Origin of the sequence: Ruania rhizosphaerae (genome assembly GCF_009805705.1) — a bacterium.
In the GTDB taxonomy this organism is placed as follows: Bacteria; Actinomycetota; Actinomycetes; order Actinomycetales; family Beutenbergiaceae; genus Ruania; species Ruania rhizosphaerae.
Genome location: NZ_VSMB01000002.1, coordinates 268,952 through 285,891, shown reverse-complemented (window position 1 = coordinate 285,891; position 16,940 = coordinate 268,952). Strand labels below are relative to the sequence as shown.

The window sequence follows — 16,940 nt, the reverse complement described above, 5'->3', positions numbered from 1 at the left end:
GAGGGTAGCGGGCTGGTCTGGGTATGGCGCCCAGGGCGCGCGGGTGGTCCCCATCCTGCCCACGACGGCGCCCCCTCGCTGTGTGGGAGAGTCACCCGTCCGTGGGGTTCGGTGCGGTGTGCACGGGCGGTGGTCGCCCTGCCGGCTCACGTGCCTGCGCCTGGCGTGGTCTCGGGCGGACTTCCGCTCTGCTCCGGCTCGGGTGGCAGGGCCATGGGTTCGTCGGCGCGGATTGAGTCCCAGAGGTCCTCTGAGAGGTCGTTGGGGTGGACGCGGGCGCCGGCCCAGTCGTAGGGCATGGTCACGAAGGTCACGTCGCCCTGGTCGATCTCGCGTAGCGAGTACGCGAGGCCGGCCATCGTGGTGAGATCGCCGATCCTGTCGCCGGTGATCAACGAGGATGTGGCGGCTCGCAGGAACTGGAACAGTTCACCGAAGTCGGTCATGACGTTGCGCTCGAGCACCTGCTCGACCATATTCGTCAGCAACTCCTGCTGGCGGTCGATGCGGCCGATGTCCGAACCATCCCCGAGGCCGGGGCCCTTCCTGGCCCGCGCGACGGCCAGGGCGGCTTCACCGTCGAGGGTGTGGCAGCCGGCGGTGACGTCGAGGTTGGCCTGCACGGAGGACATGTCGTTCTCGAAGCACATGTCCACCCCGCCGATGGTCGACCGTGTCCTTGAAGCCCATCATCGGTGATGACGATGTCGTAAATCGAGGTACCAGTCATAGTTTCGAAGGTTCGTACTGTGCAGGCGGTTGCTTATTCGAGATCGCCAGTCACCTCAAAAACTCGGATCAGGCTGGCTACCGTCTTCCGCCCGTGCGGTACTATCATCCTTCGAGTCGAATTCGGCTTCGGTCATCAACGTACGATTTGATCCCACGTCATATGTCGTCCACGAACCGGAGTCGTTGGTATTCGAATGGGCTGCATCACCTTTTGGAGAGGTCCTAGGGTCCGATCCCCCAGAAGTGCCGTAGCGCCAGCTGTATCGTGAAAGAATGGCAGTGTTGTGGAACGGACTCAATGTCGGCCCCTGTAGCGCATTCAGGCTTGATGAGAACGCACGCGCGTGTGTGCTCGTGCGTCTCAGTCATCCACAAGTGACAGTCGGTCAGTCTGACCCTGATAGCAGCAGTTGTGGTGCTCGCGAGAGCTGGCTGCGGAAGCGCGAGGTAGTGAGCCGCAACAGGCGCCAACATCCAGCCAACGGGCCGACGAGACCTGCGCACTACCGTCAGTCGAACGGTCTTCGAAAGGGTGGGTGGCGAGGCGGCATCCGGAGCTATGTACGTACCAGCCCATCATTTGCCGCCTCGCCGCCAGTCGCCTTCGATCAGCTGAGATCGAAGGCGGTCCCATAGTAGCAACTACCGTTGGTTGCGCGGTGTTTCGACCACTGCTGACTTTGTGGGCCATAGTATCCGTCTGCGATCAATCCCTCAGTCTGCTGCATCCGAATAACGGCTGCCCGAGTGAGCGACCCGAAATCGCCGTCAACCACGAGGTTCTCGCCGTAGCACTGGTTGAGTGTTCGTTGAATGTTCATTATTGCGCTGGCGTACGGAACGTAGGGCTGACCATAGTAGTTGTAACATTGCCACGTCTCGTCGTCAGCGAACACGGCAGTCTCCCAGCCGAAGTATCCTTTGATTGAACTGTTGGATAGCAAGGGTAAGCCGACCACTGTGTCACACCCGGGCAACGCGGCAGTAGTCGCCGCCTGCTCTTCCGCATCACTGGTTGCAGAGCCGGCCATTGCTCCCGTGGAGCTAATGCCAACCATCAAAACGCCCAGGAAGAATGCCCCCATCGCTCGGGCAAGAATAGCTCGTGAATTTGTCTTGCTGCTGGTCATTGGAGAACCTCAATTCGTCGCATCGCATCTCATGCAGAATAGTCGTCGTTCATGACAAAAGTGCGCACCAAATCTAGTGTAACTAGGTTCGATTCCTCACCCCCACCCCAGCAATTGGCTACGATGACGACGTTAGCACGGTGGGTGGCGATAACACCACAGTCTGAGTTGACTCATCTAAAGTGCGCGCGTAGAGGGGCTCGTTGACTCATCTGGGAGTGCGCGTAGAGCCCGCCTGCCGGGCCGGCACTTCGGTTACCGGTAGGCCCTGAGGATGGGACTGACGATGGGCCAGCGGCAGGCTGCGGGCGAAGACGATCGTGACGCGGTATGCGCGGGCGACTCGATCGGGTAAGGGCGTGATGCTGGATGAATTGTGCCTGGTCAAGGGCTGGCACCGTAGCCACGCCCGTAAGGCGCTCATGGGTGCGTTGCGGCCGCGGGTGGTGCGTGCGCGCGCGCCGCGGGCACCGCGTATGACGATGCGACGATCACCGCGCTGGTCGCAATGTCACCGGCGACGATGGACCGCCGCCTGGCCGCCGACCGCGCGAAACTGACGCTGCGGGGCCGTTCGCACTCCAAGCCCGGTCGCTGCTCAAGGACCAGATCGGCGAACCGTACCTGGGCGCAGTGGGACGACGCCGTGCCGGGATTCGTCGAGACCGACCTGGTCGGCCACGAGGGCGGCAACGTGGTCGGGGAGCACGCCTACACCGTCACCGTCACCGACATCGCCAGCGGGTGGACGCCAGAACCGATCAGTGCGCAACAAGGCCCGCAAATGGGTCATCACTGCACTGGAGGAGATCACGCTCGTCATGCCCTTCCCGGTCCTCGGGATCGACAGCGACAACGGCAGCGAGTTCATCAACCACCACCTGCTCGACTGGTGCCAGCGACGCGAGATCATCTTGACCCGGTCCCGGCCCGGCAACTCGGGAGTCGGGCCCTCACCACCCAACTGCTGGCCCGGACCACCAGCAATGCCGGTGCCGTCATCAAGCCTGTCCCACGCGCGCATCCGCTGATGAGTCAACGCCCCCAACTATGCGCGCATCTTGACATGAGTCACCAGATAGTCTTCGTCGACATGGGGAGGTGCGCCGCAAGGTACAGGCGCCCGCGACCCCCAGCCATACACGTCGGTGACGTACCGGTGCTTTCGCACGTGCTGGCTCGTTGGCCGAATCAGGGGCCGATGGTCATCCTACGTCCTCGCTGCCTTCAGCAACCTCAGTAGATGCACCAGTCGCCTCGTCGGTGGCGTCAGGGTCGGGCGGCAGCGCCATGGGCTCATCGGCCCGGATAGAGGCCCACAGCTCCTCGGAGAGGTAGTTGGGGCGCACGCGGTCGCCAGCCCAGTCGAAGGGCATGGTGGCGAAATTGACCTCGTCGCGCTGGATCCCGCGCAATGAGTACGCCAGTCCTGCCATGGTGGTGAGGTCGCCAATCTGATCGCTCGTGGTCAGTGAGGAGGTGGCTGCCCGGAGGAACTGGAACAGTTCCCCGGCGTCTGTCATCATGTTGCGATCGAGGACCTGCTCGACCATGTTGGTGAGCAGTTCTTGCTGGCGGTCGATGCGGCCGATGTCGGAGCCGTCCCCGAGGCCGACGCCTTTGCGCGCCCGGGCCACGGCCAGGGCCGTTTCGCCGTCGAGGGTATGGCAGCCGGCGGTGATGTCGAGGTTGGCCTGCTCGGAGTACATGTCCTGCTCGAAGCACATGTCTACCCCGCCGATTGCGTCGACCATGTCCCTGAATCCTGCCATGTCCACCACCACGAAGTCGTCGATTGCAATATCCGACATCGCCTCGACCGTGCGCCAAGTGCAGGCGGCTCGGTACTCCACGCCGACAGTCCTCCCGCCCATGGCGAAAGCAGCGTTAAACATCGCGTCGTACTGCTCGTAGGTGGAGCCGCCGTCCGGAAGGGGGCAACTCGGAATTGTCACTAGTAGATCGCGGGGGATGGAGACAACATCCACGCGGGAACGGTCCGCTGACACGTGAATCAGAAGCGTTGTGTCCGAGCGCATCCCTTGAACGTTCCCGCCGCCGACGGCTTGATTGTCCTCGCCTTCTCGCGAGTCGGTCCCCATCACCAAGATGTTGATGGCCTGTCCGTCGAGCGCGTCGTCGGGGTTCTGCGTCTCGGAGTCGCCGTCGCCGGAATCGGTCGAGGGCCGGTCGGTGCCCAGGATGTCGTCGATGTCGTGCCGCTCGACCCCTCCCTGCAGCGACTGGTAGGCGAGTGCGGCACCGGTGCCGGTGAACGTCACCATGAATAGAGCCGCCACCAGCACGACGCGCAGCGCCCGGTGCGTGCCGGGCGCCCGTCTGCTGTGCCGCGGCCCCCGGGCGGCTCGGGTCTCAGTAGTCGACATCCCCTCGATCGTAAGCACTCCCGGCTCCAGAAGGGCGAACGTGGAGCGAGCGAACTGGGGAGATTGTGTGCAGACGTGTGAACGTCAGCGGCTCCAGGCCGAATCCGGCGGGTGGTGCATCGGGTCTGAGCGGCGCGCGATCACTGGCGAACTCACGACGTCAGGTGACCTAGCGCGACCACATTGACGCCGTCGTCGCGTCTATGGCTGATCTGGCCCGCGGTGACCACGTTGAGCGAGGTGAGTTCGTGGCGCCGCTGGTCGGAGACCTTCGCGGCGAGCTGGAGGAGGTTCTTCGCTGCGGCGTCGATGTGCCGGCTACCTCCGAGCTTGACCTCGAACGCTGCCCAGGTGCCGTCCTGCCGCTCGGCAATCGCGTCGACCTCAAGCCCCGTCTCGTCTCGATAGTGGTAGACGGAAGCCCGGATCTGATCGGCGTAGACGCGCAGATCCCGGATAGCCATCGACTCGAACAACAGTCCCAGTGTGTTCGGATCGTTCAAGAGCCGGGCCGGACTCGCATTGAGCGCCGTCGCTGCCAGGGAAGGGTCGACGAAATGCCACTTCGGGTGGGTGCGGAGCCGGACTTTGGATCGTAGATGCGTGGCCCACGCGCGCTGTTCCTCGAGAACGAACACACGCGCAAGGGCATCCAGGTATCGGCGCGCCGTCGCATGGGACAGTCCAGCGGTCTCCTCACCGATCCCGGCCTCCCGAGCGAGTTTGGCGACGCTGGTCTCGGTGGCAACATTGCGTGCGATGGACCGGATCAGTGCGCTCATCCGTACGGGATCGGCGCGAACGTCCATCTGTGGAAGATCGACAAGCGCGATGTCCTCCAGGTAGGACGTGAGGTAGTCGTTCGCATCGGTAGCGGGTGGCCGCACAACGCGGGCCATCCGCCACGGACAATGAGTTCGGCGTACTCGGGCACGCTTGGTCCGTTGATCCCTGTCGGTGCCTCACCCTCCAGGAGTGCCGCCAGCGAGGCCGACTTGGTGCTCTCACCTGACTCGCTGAGCGTCATCGGTCGCATGGTGACCCGGCGAAAGCGTCCCGCTCCGCTATGGCGCGTGACGTCGTCTGGCGGCACAGCCGAGCCGGTGAGGATGAACTGCCCTGCAAACAACAACTCGATGACAACTTTGCGATTGACCCATTGACAACTTTGCGATCGCTCGAATGAGAAGTCTGCGATCGGCCCGCCCGCGATACCTCTCCACGGGCCCGACTTTTCGACCTATGAACCCAATCAAGGGTCGGCGACTCGTCCCCTGGAGAGGCTCAGCACCCCGGCAACTCCACGATCCGCGCCGTCCCGCCCTCGGCGATCACCTGCGAACCAGGCACCTCCACCTCGTCGAGCACCTCGTAGCGGTGAGCGACCTGGTACGGCTCGCTGTCTTGGTACAGGTACTCCACCCCGAGCCCGTCCAGCGCGTCGCACAGGCCTGAGTCCGCGGCGTCGCCCCACGCCCCGCCCTCGGCGATCTCGGCGAACCCGGCCAGCACGGCCTCCTGCTCGTCGGTCAGTACTTGCCCTGCCACCGGGAACACCACCTCCACCCCGTACATCGAGTACAGCAGCGGCGCCCCCGAGAATGGGTTCCCCAGCACCGCGCCGCCCCCGAGCCGGGCTCCTGCCTCCTCCTGCATCGTGAGTTCCTCGGCGGTCACGAACCGCGGATGGTCACCCGGCGTGAGGCCATACACATCGGCGGTGCGCCCGGCCGTGTGCACCGAGGAGGTCACCACCATCGTTCCCACCAACCCGACCGCTACCGTCGCAGCCGCGAGCCGCAACGCAAGGTGCCCGGGCCGGTCCACCAGCCGCCGCACCAACCCCGCCCCGGCGAGCAGCGCCACCACCCCGAGCGGCACGGTCACCATCGCCGCCACCACGCTCAGCCGCGCCGTGCTCGTGTACCAGAGCCCGGAGATCCCCACCGGCCCGCCGAGCGCCGCGTCCAGGTACAGCGCCCACACCACCAGCAGCATCCCGGCCACCCACGGCCGCCGCCGTAGCAGCCACGCACCCACGGGCGCCCCGATCATCAACGCCGCCGTGACCGGGTGCGCCCACAGGTCGTACCACCCCGTGACCACCTCGGCCAGCGCCACACCCGCCGGATCCGCCCCGAGCCCCTCATAGCCGGTCACCATCGCCGCCAGCGGGGAGTGACGCAGCCCCGCCACCAGCCCGGTGGTCACCACGGCGACACCCGCAGGAACCCCGACGGCGACCCCTCGCCGTCCCTGACCCCACCAGTGCCGTACGCCTCGCCCGAGCACCCACACCCCGGCGGGCAGCAGCAGCGCCGCCAGCGCGAGCGTCGCGTTCGGATGGGTCAGGCCCAGTCCGGCGGCCGCGATGAGCAGCACCACCACGGCGCCCGCGATCGCGTTCGTGGAGCGCGGACGGTCCCGCACCAGCCAGCGCAGCGCTAGAGCCAGTACGCCGGGCACCATCGCGAGGGCGGCTGCGTTCGGCACATGCCCCCACCCCACCCAGAGTGTCGTGGGGGAGGCCGTCACCAGCCCGGCGGCGACGGCGACCCCCGCCATCGCTGGCCGGCTCCCCGGGGCGAGTTCGCGCACCAGGGCGACCACGCCGACCACCCACGGCAGGGCGGAGGTGAGGGAGGCGCAGAGGGTGAGTACCGCCGTCGGGGCGGATGCGGGGATGAGCGCGGCGAAGGCGTGCCAGGCGGCCGGGTAGACGGCGGCCTCGCCGGACCCGTAGGAGAGGGCGCCGAGGGTCAGGGAGGAGGCAGACCCGGATTCCTCGATCAGGCGCAGTGCCCCCAGGTGAAAGACCGCGTCCCAACGTTGCAGCACGTGCTGCGGCGCCCCGGCGCCTACCCACACGGGGATCAGCGTGAGCAGCACCCCGGCCAGCATCGCCGCCCACACCTTCACCCCGATCCCGCCGGGTTGTGGCGTATCGGTGCGGGGTTGAATCGCGTTCAGCGCTCGCATGCCGAGCGCGGCCCCGATCGCGGCGATCGTGCCTCCGGCGGCGGCGAGTAACCCCCACCGCAGCCCGAGAGCGCTGGCCGCGATCGCCGCGACCCCGTAGATCGCGAATGTCACGGCGGGTGCGGCTGCGAACAGTGACAGTCCTCGTACCCCCACCAGCCGCAGCGTCAGCGTTCCGGGCACGTACAGCAGCAGCGCGCCGAAGGTGAATGCTGCCAGTGACCACAGCACGGTCAGCACGGTGATCACGGGCGGTCAGGTTCCTGATCGGGGCCTGGGGGCTGCGCCGGGTCGGGACGCTCGATCCCGCCGCCTACTTCGCCGTGGTCAGCCGCGCCCCTGGTCTGGCGGCCGCCCGTCGTGGCATCGTCAGCCGCACCGGCGTCGTCGGTGCCGGTGGAATGCCCTCCTTGGGAGGCCGACGTCGGCAGCCCAGCCTGCTCCTGACGCACCTGCGTCAGCGCGATGGTGCGGGTGAGCTCAGTGATGCGCCGGTCCTGCTGCTTCATCCGCCGATAGCTGGTGGCGATGAAGGAGAGGAACGCGATCACCAGGCCGTACAGCAGCAGGTCTGTGCCACGGCCGACTCCGACGAGCGCCGCCAGCTGCGACAACCACGTCGGGTACAGGATCGCGCTCGCGGTGACCACCACGAATGCCGCGAGCAGCACTCGGCGGATCGCCTGGTGCCGGGCGTCGGCGGTGGAGCGCGTGAGCAGCACCGTCACCACTGCCACGCCGATCAGCAGCAGCAGCTGGATCCAGATCTGGTCCGTCACTTGAACATCAGCTCCACCAGGATGTTCACCGAGTTCCACAAGGACTGGCCTTTGCCCTTGGAGTAGTCGGTGTAGAGCACGTGCACCGGGTGCTCGGCCCACGGTAGCCGGGTGCGGCCCAGCTGCAGCACGATCTCGGAGGCGTGTGCCATCCGATCCTGGCGCAGCTGCACGCCCTCGGCGGCGTCCCGGCGGATCACCCGCAGGCCGTTGTGCGCATCGGTCAGCCGCAGCCCGGTCGACTGATTGGTCACCCACACGGCCGTCTTGAGCACGATCCGCTTCAGCAGCCCGGCCTTGGTCCGGTTGTCGAGGAACCGGGAGCCGAACACCACTGCGAGGTCCTCCTCGCGGGCACGGCGCACCATGTCGGCGGCGTCGCTGACCTGATGCTGCCCGTCCGCGTCGAAGGTCACCAGGTACCGCGCGCCTGTCTGGGTGAGGACGAAGTCGATCCCCGTCTGCAGCGCCGCACCCTGCCCCAGGTTCGTGGCGTGCCGGATCACGGTGGCACCGGCGGCCTCGGCCACCGCGGCGGAGGAATCGGTCGAGCCGTCGTCGACGCAGACGATGTGACCGAACGTGGGCAGTGCCCCGGCGATCACCTCACCCACCACGCGGGCCTCGTTGTACAGCGGCACCACGAGCCAGGTGTCGTCGTGGGTGGGCATGGCGACATTCTGGCAGGTGCCGCCATCGGCATCGTGCACCCGTGTTCGCAGCCGCCACCTGGATCTGAGGCACGTTTCGTACTACATTTGTGTGGTACGAAACAAGTCGATGGGAGTGCTGGTGCGCGTACGAGTGCATCCGACGGTCACCACTCGACATCCCGAGGTGACGACCAAGGACGTGATCGCGGCGTTCGAGGGAACTCTGCGATCACGAGCGCGTGAGACGTATCCGGTGCAGTGGGTCGGTGTGGGGACTGATCCCAGCGGGCGGCTGTTGGAGCACATCGCAGTGGAACGTGAACCTGACGGCTGGCTGGTCTTTCACGCCATGCCCGCGACCAGGAAGGTTCTGATCGAGGTCGGATTGAGGAGGTAGAGCGATGAGTAAGTACACCGATGTGAACGGCGTCCCATTCACGGATGAGGACCTCGAGCGGTGGGCCGCGGAGGCTGAGTCGGAGCAGGGCTACACCGGCAAGCATCTGGGTCGTTCGGTGCCTGGACGGCCCATCAGCGTGGGTGCGCAGGCTCGCCCGTTCACTCTCCGCCTCGATGCCGCTCGTCGAGCGAAGTTGGACGAGGTAGCACAGAAGCGGCACACCACTCCCTCACAATTGATGCGCGACCTCATCGACGCACTGTGACAAGGGGCGACGCCTGCCCGCCCGTTGTGGAGTGGATCCGGTTCGCCCCCTTGCATCGGATCCACACCACAATCGTCCCGCCTCGTCGGTGCCGGCGCTGGATGAAGCTGCCCGCCCTCGTGATGTTGCCCGCGCATGCTGCCCTCAGGCTGGAAGGCACAGGTCGTGGGCGAGGAGCCCTCCACCAAGTAGTGTGCGAGGCATGATCGTCGACACCGCCGAGGTGGATCCCAGCGCCGAGGTCGGCGAGGGCACGAGCATCTGGCAGCTTGCGCAGGTGCGCGAGAACGCGGTGCTCGGACCGGGCTGCATCATCGGCCGCGGCGCCTACATCGGCACCGGTGTGCGCCTCGGCGCGAACTGCAAGGTGCAGAACCATGCGCTCGTGTACGAACCAGCGCACCTGGAGAACGGCGTCTTCATCGGCCCCGCAGCCGTGCTCACCAACGACGAATACCCCCGCGCCATCAACCCCGACGGCACCCGCAAGTCCGGTGCCGACTGGGAGCCCGTGGGCGTCACGCTCCGTGAGGGCTGCTCGATCGGCGCTCGCGCCGTGTGCATCGCCCCGGTCACCGTGGGCCGCTGGGCCACCGTCGCCGCCGGTGCCGTGGTGACCACCGACGTCCCCGACTTCGCCCTCGTGGCCGGGGTGCCGGCCCGCCGGATCCGCTGGGTCGGCCGCGCCGGGGTCCCGCTCATGGAGTCCGCTCCGGGCGTCTGGACGTGCCCGCGCACCGGCGCAGAGTATGAGGAGTACACCCACGACGGCGCAGCTCGCCTTCGTGAACGACGCTCACCAGCAAGCCACGACCATGCCGCCAGCCGAGGAGATTCTCAGTGACGGAGCCCATCCCCGCCGCCAAGCCGATCATCGGTGAGGCCGAACGCGCCGCCGTCGACCGGGTGCTCCGGTCGGGCATGCTCGCCCAGGGCCCGGAGGTGGCCACCTTCGAGCAGGAGTTCTCCGACGCCCTGCTCGGCGGCCGCGCCTGCGTGGCCGTGAACTCCGGCACCTCCGGTCTGCACCTGGGGCTCCTCGCCGCCGGCATCGGTCCGGGCGATGAGGTGATCGTGCCGTCCTTCACCTTCGCCGCCACCGGGAACTCCGTGGCCCTGGCCGGCGCCACGCCCGTCTTCGCCGACATCGATCTCGACACCTTCTGCCTCGACCCCGCCTCGGTCGCCGCCGCCGTCACCGAACGCACGACGGCGATCATGCCGGTGCACCTGTACGGTCACCCGGCCGATATGGCCGGCTTGCAGGCGGTCGCGGACTCCCACGGGCTGCGTGTGTTCGAGGACGCTGCCCAGGCGCACGGCGCGACGCTGCACGGGGACCCGGTGGGTACCTTCGGCGATTTCGCGATGTTCTCGCTCTACCCGACCAAGAACATGACCTCCGGTGAGGGCGGCATGGTCTCGGTGGCCACCGAGGAGATCGCCCGCACGCTGCGGCTGTTGCGCACCCAGGGGATGGATCGCCCGTACGAGAACGAGCTGGTCGGCTTCAACGCCCGGATGACCGATGTGCACGCCGCCATCGGGCGGGTCCAGCTGGCCCAGCTCGCCGACTGGACCGCCACCCGGCAGGCGAACGCCGCTGCCCTGACCGAGGGACTCGCCAGTATCCCCGGGGTGGTGACGCCCACCGTCAAGCCCGGCGCCACGCACGTCTACCACCAGTACACGATCCGGCTGGACGGTGCCTCCGCCGAGGCGAGGGACGGCGTCGTGAATCGCCTACGTGAGCAGGGCGTGGGGTGCGGGGTCTACTACCCGATCCCGAACCACCGGCTGCCGTCGCTGGCGCCGTACGAGCCGGATCTGGACCTGCCGGTCACCGAACGCGCGGCCCGCGAGGTGATCTCGCTGCCGGTGCATCCCAGCCTGACCGATGCGGATCTGGAGCGGATCGTCGCCGGCGTCACCAGCGCCGTCGGGGGTGGGGCATGACGAACCTGCGAGCGGGCCTGATCGGCCTGGGCATGATGGGGCGCCACCACGCGCGGGTGCTGCGTCAGTTGGACGGCGTGGACCTGGTGGCCGTGGCCGACCCGGGCGGCGACCCGCATGGGGTGGCCGGTGACCTGCCCGTCCTGCCGGATGTGCATGCCCTGATCGAGGCGGGTATCGATTACGCGATGGTGGCCGTGCCCACCCGCTTCCACACCGAGACCGGGCTGGCCCTGGCCGAGGCCGGTGTGCATGCGCTGATCGAGAAGCCGCTCGCTACCGACACCGCCGGGGCGCGCCGGCTGGCGGAGGCCTTCGAGTCCGCGGGGCTGGTGGGCGCGGTCGGGCACATCGAGCGGTACAACCCGGCGCTACAGTCACTGCGCGCGCGACTGGAGACTGGCGAGCTGGGGGACGTCTACCAGATCGCCACCCGCCGTCAGGGGCCGTTCCCCGCGCGGATCGCCGACGTCGGTGTGGTCAAGGATCTGGGCACGCACGATATCGACCTCACTGCCTGGGTCGCGCAGCAGGAGTACCGGTCCGTCTCCGCGCGCACGGCGTTCAAGTCCGGGCGTGAGCACGAGGATCTGGTGGCGGTGACCGGGATGCTCAGCGGCGGCCTGGTGACAAACCATCTGGTGAACTGGCTCTCGCCGATGAAGGAACGCGTCACCGTGGTGACGGGGGAGAAGGGTGCGTTCGTGGCGGACACGCTGCTCGCCGATCTCACCTTCCACGCGAACGGGCTGGTGGCGACCACCTGGGCCGATGTGGCGCAGTTCCGCGGCGTCTCCGAGGGGGACGTGATCCGGTACGCGATCGACAAGCCGGAACCGTTGCGCACCGAGCACGAGGCGTTCCGGGATGCGGTGCTCGGCAAGCCGGCCGATGTGGTGACGATGGCGCAGGGGCTGAACACGGTGGCCGTGGCCGAGGCGGTGCTCACCTCCGCCCGGACGGGGGAGACGGTGCAGCTGTGAGGGCGGTCCCTGGCGCTGGTGGTGCCGGCTGTGCTCGTGTGAGCCTGCGGTGACGGGCGTGGAGCGCCGGACGGGGCGTCGTCCGGGCAGGCCTCGCGTCACCCTGGTCTCGCGGATCTTCGCCCCCGAACCCTCCGCGGCCACGTTCCGCCTCGGTGCCCTGGTGCGCGCCCTCGCCGGTGCGGGTGCGCGGGTGGAGGTGGTCACCGCCGAGGCCCCCGACGGCGCAGGCTCGCTCGGTTTGGTACGTCCGGCGGAGGGTGGTGGTGCGCCGGGTGGGCGTGGTGGCACCGGAGCCGCCCCGGCGATCCCGGCCCGGGTGCGGCGGGCGCCGGTACTGCGCGATCCTTCGGGCTACGTGCGCGGGTATCTGCCGTACCTGAGCTTCGATGTGCCGCTGCTGTGGCGGCTGCTGCGCGGATCGCGGCCGGATGTGTACGTGGTGGAGCCGCCGCCGACCACCGGGGCGATGGTGCGGGTGATCGCGGGGCTGCAGGGGCGTTCGTATGTGTACTACGCGGCGGATGTGTGGTCCGATGCGTCCGCCTCGACCGGTGCGCCGGATGTGGTGGTGCGCCTGGTAAGGGCGCTGGAGTCGTGGGTGCTGCGCGGGGCGGCGGTGGTGCTGTCGGTGAACGAGGGGGTCACCGAACGGGTGCGCGAGCTGGGTGCCCGGCAGGTGGTGACGGTGGGCAATGGCGTGGATACGGACGTGTTCACGCCGGGGGAGGCGTCGCCTGCCGATGCCGGTCCGCCCGCCGACGCCACCCTCCCCACCGATGCCACCCTGCCCACCGACGCCAGTCCGCCCGCCGGTGCCACCCTGCCCACCGACGCCAGTCCGCCCGCCGGTGCCACCCCCTCCGCCGACGCAACCCTGTCCGCCCACCCCACGCATTCGAATCCCGTTGCGTCATCCGAATCCACTTCCGGCTACCCGGAGCGGGATTCCCATGGCGAAAGGGGATTCCAACGGGCATCCGAGATCCCCGGCAGCCCGTTCCTGCTCTACGCGGGGACGGCATCGGAGTGGCAGGGGGCGGACGTGTTCGCCGAAGCGATGCCCCGCGTGCTGGAGGAGTTCCCGGATGCGCAGGTGGTGTTCCTCGGGCAGGGCAGCTCGTGGGATCGGCTGAGCATGCTGGCCGCCGGGCTCCCCGACGGGGCCGTGACGCTGCACGACCCGGTCAGTGCCGCCGAGTCAGCGGAGTGGCAGCGGCGGGCGAATGCGGCGCTGGTGAGCCTGCGCCCGGGGATCGGGTACGACTTCGCGATGCCGACGAAGATGTTCGCGGCGCTCGCGTGCGGGACTCCGGTGGTCTTCGCCGGACCGGTCGAGAGCCCCGCGGCGCGGCTGGTGGAGGGTGAGCGCCTGGGGTGGGTCACCGATCACGATGCTCGCGAGGTGGCCGAGGCGATGATCGCTGCCCTGCGCGCCGCCGACGGTGCGGTCGCGGATGCCGCTCGAGACCCCGAACGTGCCCGCCTGGTGGCGTGGGTGCGGGAGCACAGATCGCTGGCAGCGGTGGGGGAGCGGGCGGCCGATGCCGTGTTGAGCACCGTGACCTCGAAGGGCTGACCGAGCCGACACGGATGCGTGGACTGCGGCAGCATCGTGCCGCAGTCCACGCATCCGTGTCGCCCCGGTCAGCGCGCCGCGCGGAACAGTGTGACCGGGAACGACTCAGCCCAGCTCAGTGATCCCCACCGAGGTGTCCGGCGAGTAACTCGTGCCGGCGCGCGCTGTCCTCGTTCATCCCGACGATCCGCACGTTCTTCCCGCGGGATTCGTACTTGGTGGTGATCGCATCGAGCGCAGCCACCGAGGAGGCGTCCCAGATGTGCGCATTGGACATGTCGATCACGATGTTCGTCGGATCGCCGGTGTAGTCGAACTGGTAGTACAGGTCGTTCGAGGAGGCGAAGAAGAGTTCACCGGTCACGGCGTAGACACGGGTGTCGTCCTCGTCGCTGGCGTCCAGGCGGGTCACGGTGGTGAAGTGTGCCACCCGGTGGGCCACGAGGATCACCGCGATCACCACACCGGCGAGCACGCCGTAGGCGAGGTTGTGGGTCCAGACCGTCACGATCACGGTGGCGACCATCACGGTGATCTCGGTCTTGGGCAGCCGCTTGAGGGTGTTCGGCTTGATGGAGTGCCAGTCGAAGGTGCCCACCGAGACGATGATCATCACGGCCACCAGCGCCGCCATCGGGATGATCGCCACGATGTCGCCGAGTGCCACCACCAGGATCAGCAGGAACACACCGGCGAGGAAGGTGGAGATGCGGGTGCGGGCCCCGGAGGCCTTCACGTTGATCATCGTCTGGCCGATCATGGCGCAACCACCCATCCCGCCGAAGAAGCCGGTGACGATGTTCGCCACACCCTGACCCCAGGTTTCACGGGTCTTGTTGGAGTGGGTGTCGGTGATGTCATCGACCAGCTTGGCCGTCATCAGCGACTCCAGGATGCCCACCAGCGCCATGGCGACGGCGTACGGGGCGATGATCTGCAGGGTCTCCAGGGTGAGCGGCACGTCAGGGAAGAACAGCTCGGGTAGGGACTCCGGCAGATCGCCCTGGTCGCCGACGGTCGGCACGTTGATCGCTGCGAGCACCACGGCCGCCGTAATCAGCACGATCGCGACCAGCGGCGCGGGCACCACCTTCGTCCAGCGCGGCAGCAGCACGATGATCGCCACCCCGACGGCGACCAGTGGGTAGACCGCCCACGGCACCCCGATTAGGTGCTCCAGCTGGGCCATGAAGATCAGGATCGCAAGGGCGTTGACGAAGCCGACCATCACCATCCGCGGGATGAACCGCATCAGCTTGGCTACGCCGAGCACCCCGAAGATCACCTGCAGGATGCCGGCGAGGATGACGGTGGCGATGAAGTAGTCGAGGCCGTAATCACGGGCGACGGGTGCGATCACCAGGGCGATGGCGCCGGTGGCGGCGCTGATCATCGCCGGGCGTCCGCCGACGAAGGCGATCGTGACGGCCATCGTGAAGGAGGCGAACAGGCCCACCCGCGGGTCGACCCCGGCGAGGATGGAAAAGGAGATGGCCTCGGGGATCAGCGCGAGTGCCACGACGATGCCGGCGAGCACCTCGGTGCGCAGGCGCCGCGGGGACTTCAGGGTGGCGAGGATCGAGTAGGACTCATCTGCCTCCGGTGGACCCGCGACGGGCCGCGGTTCCGGTGCGGGATCAGGGATGTGGGCTGGGGCTTCGTTCGACACGCAGCATTCCTTCAGGGGGTCGCGGGGCATGGCCCCGTGGCACCGGCGTGCGCCAGTACCTCGGACAGGTACGGTGCACGCGACGCTGCGTACGAAACTAGGTCTGGGCGGGGACTGGCGGGCAGAGGGCATCCGCTCGCGCCGCACCGCAGCATACCCTCACGTTGGGGGAGAGTTGCATCTCTGTCTCGGGTTCCGGACGGATTCGTGGCCCGACGGTGCTCGGGCCCGCTGCCATCAGGCCGGTCCGGTTGCGTCCAGCTCGGCCTGCAGCGTCTGCGCGAACGCCTCGGCATTGGTCAGCCGGCGGCGCATCGTCGCGCACCGCTGTTCCGCATCGGCCTGGAAGGAGGCGAGCCGTTCGCGGGCCGCCGCACGCTCGCCGTCGGCCAGGCTCTGATCCCCGACGGCGTCCCTGGCCTCCATCAGTTCGCGCATCTCCTCGAGGCTGAACCCGAGCGGCTTCATCCCCATCGCCACCCGGAGCCGGGCCACGTCGGCCTCGGTGTAGAGCCGGAAGCCGCCGCTGGTCCGGGCCGATGGAGTGACCAGTCCTACTTCTTCGTAGTACCGGATAGTGCGCAGGGACAATCCGGTGCGCTCAGCCACCGCGCCGATCTGCATGTGCTGCTTGTCCTGCTCGTGTCCCATGCCACCCTCCGTCCGGCCGTCAGCACATCGTAGACAGGCTGTGGCGCCGCGACGTACGGGGAACCGGAACGTGCCGGGATGTGCTCGCCGCCGGTTAGCGGAAGACGTCCTCAAGGGTGGCGGCGGTGAGGATGCGGTCGGTCCAGGTGTCAAGGTCGTCGGTGGTGGCGTGCTGGATGCGGTCCTGGTGGTGTTCGGGGAGGGGGCCGAACTTCTGGGTGAGCAGGCGGGTGAGCATTGCTCGGGTCCGTTCCTGAACTTCGGCCCGGCCTTGTTGGAGGCCTTCGCCCCGGCCTCGTTGGATGTACTGCTCGGCGGTGCTGGTCATGTAGGCCTCCCGTGCGGTGGGTCCGAGGCGGGTGAACAACGCTTCGTAGTCTTCTGGTGGTGCGTCCCCGACCAGGAGGACGTATCTCATGATAAGTCCGAACAGGCTCTCCTCGCCGGAATCATGGGGATCGCTGCGGTTGATGACGGCTGCCAGGTCGTCAGTGAACGCGGCCAGGTCCACGTCCGGGTGAAGGCTGCTGGTGATGGTCTTGAGTACCACCAGAGTCAGCCGGGCCTCCGCAGTCAACGGTTGCGCCCGCAGCTCGTTGATCGGCTGTGCCCGCAACTCGTTGATGTCGAGGCCGCCGTGCTCCAGGGGCCCGAAACTCCGGGTCAAACCCGAGAAGGGGTCGAAAGATCGGCCCGGGAACGGGCCGTCACCAGCACTGGGCACCGGAGATCGCCGTCCGGTGCTCGCCCGGCGGTGGATGCGGTACCTGCACGCCC

16 protein-coding genes are annotated in these 16,940 nt (G+C 67.8%); 6 read left to right on the top strand and 10 right to left on the bottom strand.

Annotation, left to right across the window (positions count from 1 at the left end; translation table 11 throughout):
• Positions 1-146: 146 nt before the first annotated feature.
• Both FV560_RS04635 and FV560_RS20065 read right to left on the bottom strand, forming a co-directional pair.
• Entirely contained in the window at positions 147-656 is a 510-nt protein-coding gene (locus FV560_RS04635; RefSeq protein WP_159619884.1) for an LCP family protein, read from the bottom strand.
• Positions 657-1,340: 684 nt separating this feature from the next.
• Positions 1,341-1,862 carry a peptidoglycan-binding domain-containing protein gene (locus FV560_RS20065; protein WP_200837530.1) on the bottom strand — a complete coding sequence of 174 codons (522 nt, stop codon included), beginning with the start codon at positions 1,860-1,862 and terminating at the stop codon, positions 1,341-1,343.
• 764 nt (positions 1,863-2,626) lie between these two features.
• Here FV560_RS20065 and FV560_RS04625 point away from each other — a divergent pair.
• Positions 2,627-2,893: a hypothetical protein gene (locus tag FV560_RS04625; protein WP_159619882.1), complete on the top strand. Its 267-nt coding sequence runs from the start codon at positions 2,627-2,629 to the stop codon at positions 2,891-2,893.
• A gap of 174 nt (positions 2,894-3,067) precedes the next feature.
• On the opposite strand, the gene FV560_RS04620 is transcribed toward FV560_RS04625, so the two are convergent.
• The 5 genes from FV560_RS04620 to FV560_RS04600 form a co-directional block, all read right to left on the bottom strand.
• Positions 3,068-4,249, bottom strand: coding sequence for an LCP family protein (locus FV560_RS04620; protein ID WP_159619880.1), 1,182 nt, complete (start codon positions 4,247-4,249; stop codon positions 3,068-3,070).
• A 152-nt stretch (positions 4,250-4,401) separates the two neighbouring features.
• The gene (locus tag FV560_RS04615) at positions 4,402-5,148 is read right to left on the bottom strand and encodes an ATP-binding protein (protein WP_159619878.1); all 747 of its coding nucleotides are present in this window, start codon (positions 5,146-5,148) and stop codon (positions 4,402-4,404) included.
• A 385-nt stretch (positions 5,149-5,533) separates the two neighbouring features.
• On the bottom strand, positions 5,534-7,477 hold the full coding sequence (locus tag FV560_RS04610; RefSeq protein ID WP_159619876.1) for a DUF6541 family protein: 1,944 nt from the start codon (positions 7,475-7,477) through the stop codon (positions 5,534-5,536).
• Entirely contained in the window at positions 7,474-8,007 is a 534-nt protein-coding gene (locus FV560_RS04605; protein ID WP_235019928.1) for a DUF2304 domain-containing protein, read from the bottom strand. The genes FV560_RS04610 and FV560_RS04605 overlap by 4 nt, the downstream gene beginning before the upstream one ends.
• Entirely contained in the window at positions 8,004-8,678 is a 675-nt protein-coding gene (locus FV560_RS04600) for a glycosyltransferase family 2 protein (RefSeq protein WP_159619874.1), read from the bottom strand. The genes FV560_RS04605 and FV560_RS04600 overlap by 4 nt, the downstream gene beginning before the upstream one ends.
• A gap of 383 nt (positions 8,679-9,061) precedes the next feature.
• Between FV560_RS04600 and FV560_RS04595 the strand changes: the two genes are divergently transcribed.
• The 5 genes from FV560_RS04595 to FV560_RS20285 all read left to right on the top strand — a co-directional run bounded on the left by FV560_RS04595 (position 9,062) and on the right by FV560_RS20285 (position 13,843).
• Positions 9,062-9,325 (top strand): CopG family transcriptional regulator, encoded by a 264-nt coding sequence (locus FV560_RS04595; protein WP_159619872.1) that lies wholly within the window; start codon positions 9,062-9,064, stop codon positions 9,323-9,325.
• 202 nt (positions 9,326-9,527) lie between these two features.
• Positions 9,528-10,169 (top strand): acyltransferase, encoded by a 642-nt coding sequence (locus tag FV560_RS04590; protein WP_159619870.1) that lies wholly within the window; start codon positions 9,528-9,530, stop codon positions 10,167-10,169.
• Positions 10,166-11,281: a DegT/DnrJ/EryC1/StrS family aminotransferase gene (locus FV560_RS04585; protein WP_159619868.1), complete on the top strand. Its 1,116-nt coding sequence runs from the start codon at positions 10,166-10,168 to the stop codon at positions 11,279-11,281. Before FV560_RS04590 ends, FV560_RS04585 begins: the two co-directional genes overlap by 4 nt.
• Positions 11,278-12,264 carry a Gfo/Idh/MocA family protein gene (locus tag FV560_RS04580; protein WP_159619866.1) on the top strand — a complete coding sequence of 329 codons (987 nt, stop codon included), beginning with the start codon at positions 11,278-11,280 and terminating at the stop codon, positions 12,262-12,264. The genes FV560_RS04585 and FV560_RS04580 overlap by 4 nt, the downstream gene beginning before the upstream one ends.
• Before the next feature lie 58 nt (positions 12,265-12,322).
• Positions 12,323-13,843, top strand: a complete 1,521-nt coding sequence (locus FV560_RS20285) for a glycosyltransferase (protein ID WP_235019927.1) — start codon at positions 12,323-12,325, stop codon at positions 13,841-13,843.
• Between the two features lie 115 nt (positions 13,844-13,958).
• Here the strand turns inward: FV560_RS20285 and FV560_RS04565 are convergent, their stop codons facing one another.
• The 3 genes from FV560_RS04565 to FV560_RS04555 form a co-directional block, all read right to left on the bottom strand.
• Complete coding sequence (locus tag FV560_RS04565; RefSeq protein WP_159619864.1) at positions 13,959-15,542, bottom strand: SulP family inorganic anion transporter; 1,584 nt, start codon at positions 15,540-15,542, stop codon at positions 13,959-13,961.
• Between the two features lie 207 nt (positions 15,543-15,749).
• Positions 15,750-16,163, bottom strand: a complete 414-nt coding sequence (locus FV560_RS04560) for a MerR family transcriptional regulator (protein ID WP_159619862.1) — start codon at positions 16,161-16,163, stop codon at positions 15,750-15,752.
• Between the two features lie 94 nt (positions 16,164-16,257).
• A complete protein-coding gene (locus FV560_RS04555; RefSeq protein WP_159619860.1) occupies positions 16,258-16,887 on the bottom strand; it encodes a DUF4351 domain-containing protein in 630 nt (209 codons plus the stop codon).
• Positions 16,888-16,940 lie beyond the last annotated feature (53 nt).

Bases quoted from the DNA above. Each gene is read 5' to 3' on its own strand.
- FV560_RS04620 (WP_159619880.1), bottom strand. From the start codon at position 4,249: ATGTCGACTACTGAGACCCGAGCCGCCCGGGGGCCGCGGCACAGCAGA.
- FV560_RS04600 (WP_159619874.1), bottom strand. From the start codon at position 8,678: ATGCCCACCCACGACGACACCTGGCTCGTGGTGCCGCTGTACAACGAG.
- FV560_RS20065 (WP_200837530.1), bottom strand. From the start codon at position 1,862: ATGACCAGCAGCAAGACAAATTCACGAGCTATTCTTGCCCGAGCGATG.
- FV560_RS04595 (WP_159619872.1), top strand. From the start codon at position 9,062: ATGAGTAAGTACACCGATGTGAACGGCGTCCCATTCACGGATGAGGAC.
- FV560_RS04560 (WP_159619862.1), bottom strand. From the start codon at position 16,163: ATGGGACACGAGCAGGACAAGCAGCACATGCAGATCGGCGCGGTGGCT.
- FV560_RS04565 (WP_159619864.1), bottom strand. From the start codon at position 15,542: ATGCCCCGCGACCCCCTGAAGGAATGCTGCGTGTCGAACGAAGCCCCA.
- FV560_RS04580 (WP_159619866.1), top strand. From the start codon at position 11,278: ATGACGAACCTGCGAGCGGGCCTGATCGGCCTGGGCATGATGGGGCGC.
- FV560_RS04615 (WP_159619878.1), bottom strand. From the start codon at position 5,148: ATGGCCCGCGTTGTGCGGCCACCCGCTACCGATGCGAACGACTACCTC.
- FV560_RS04590 (WP_159619870.1), top strand. From the start codon at position 9,528: ATGATCGTCGACACCGCCGAGGTGGATCCCAGCGCCGAGGTCGGCGAG.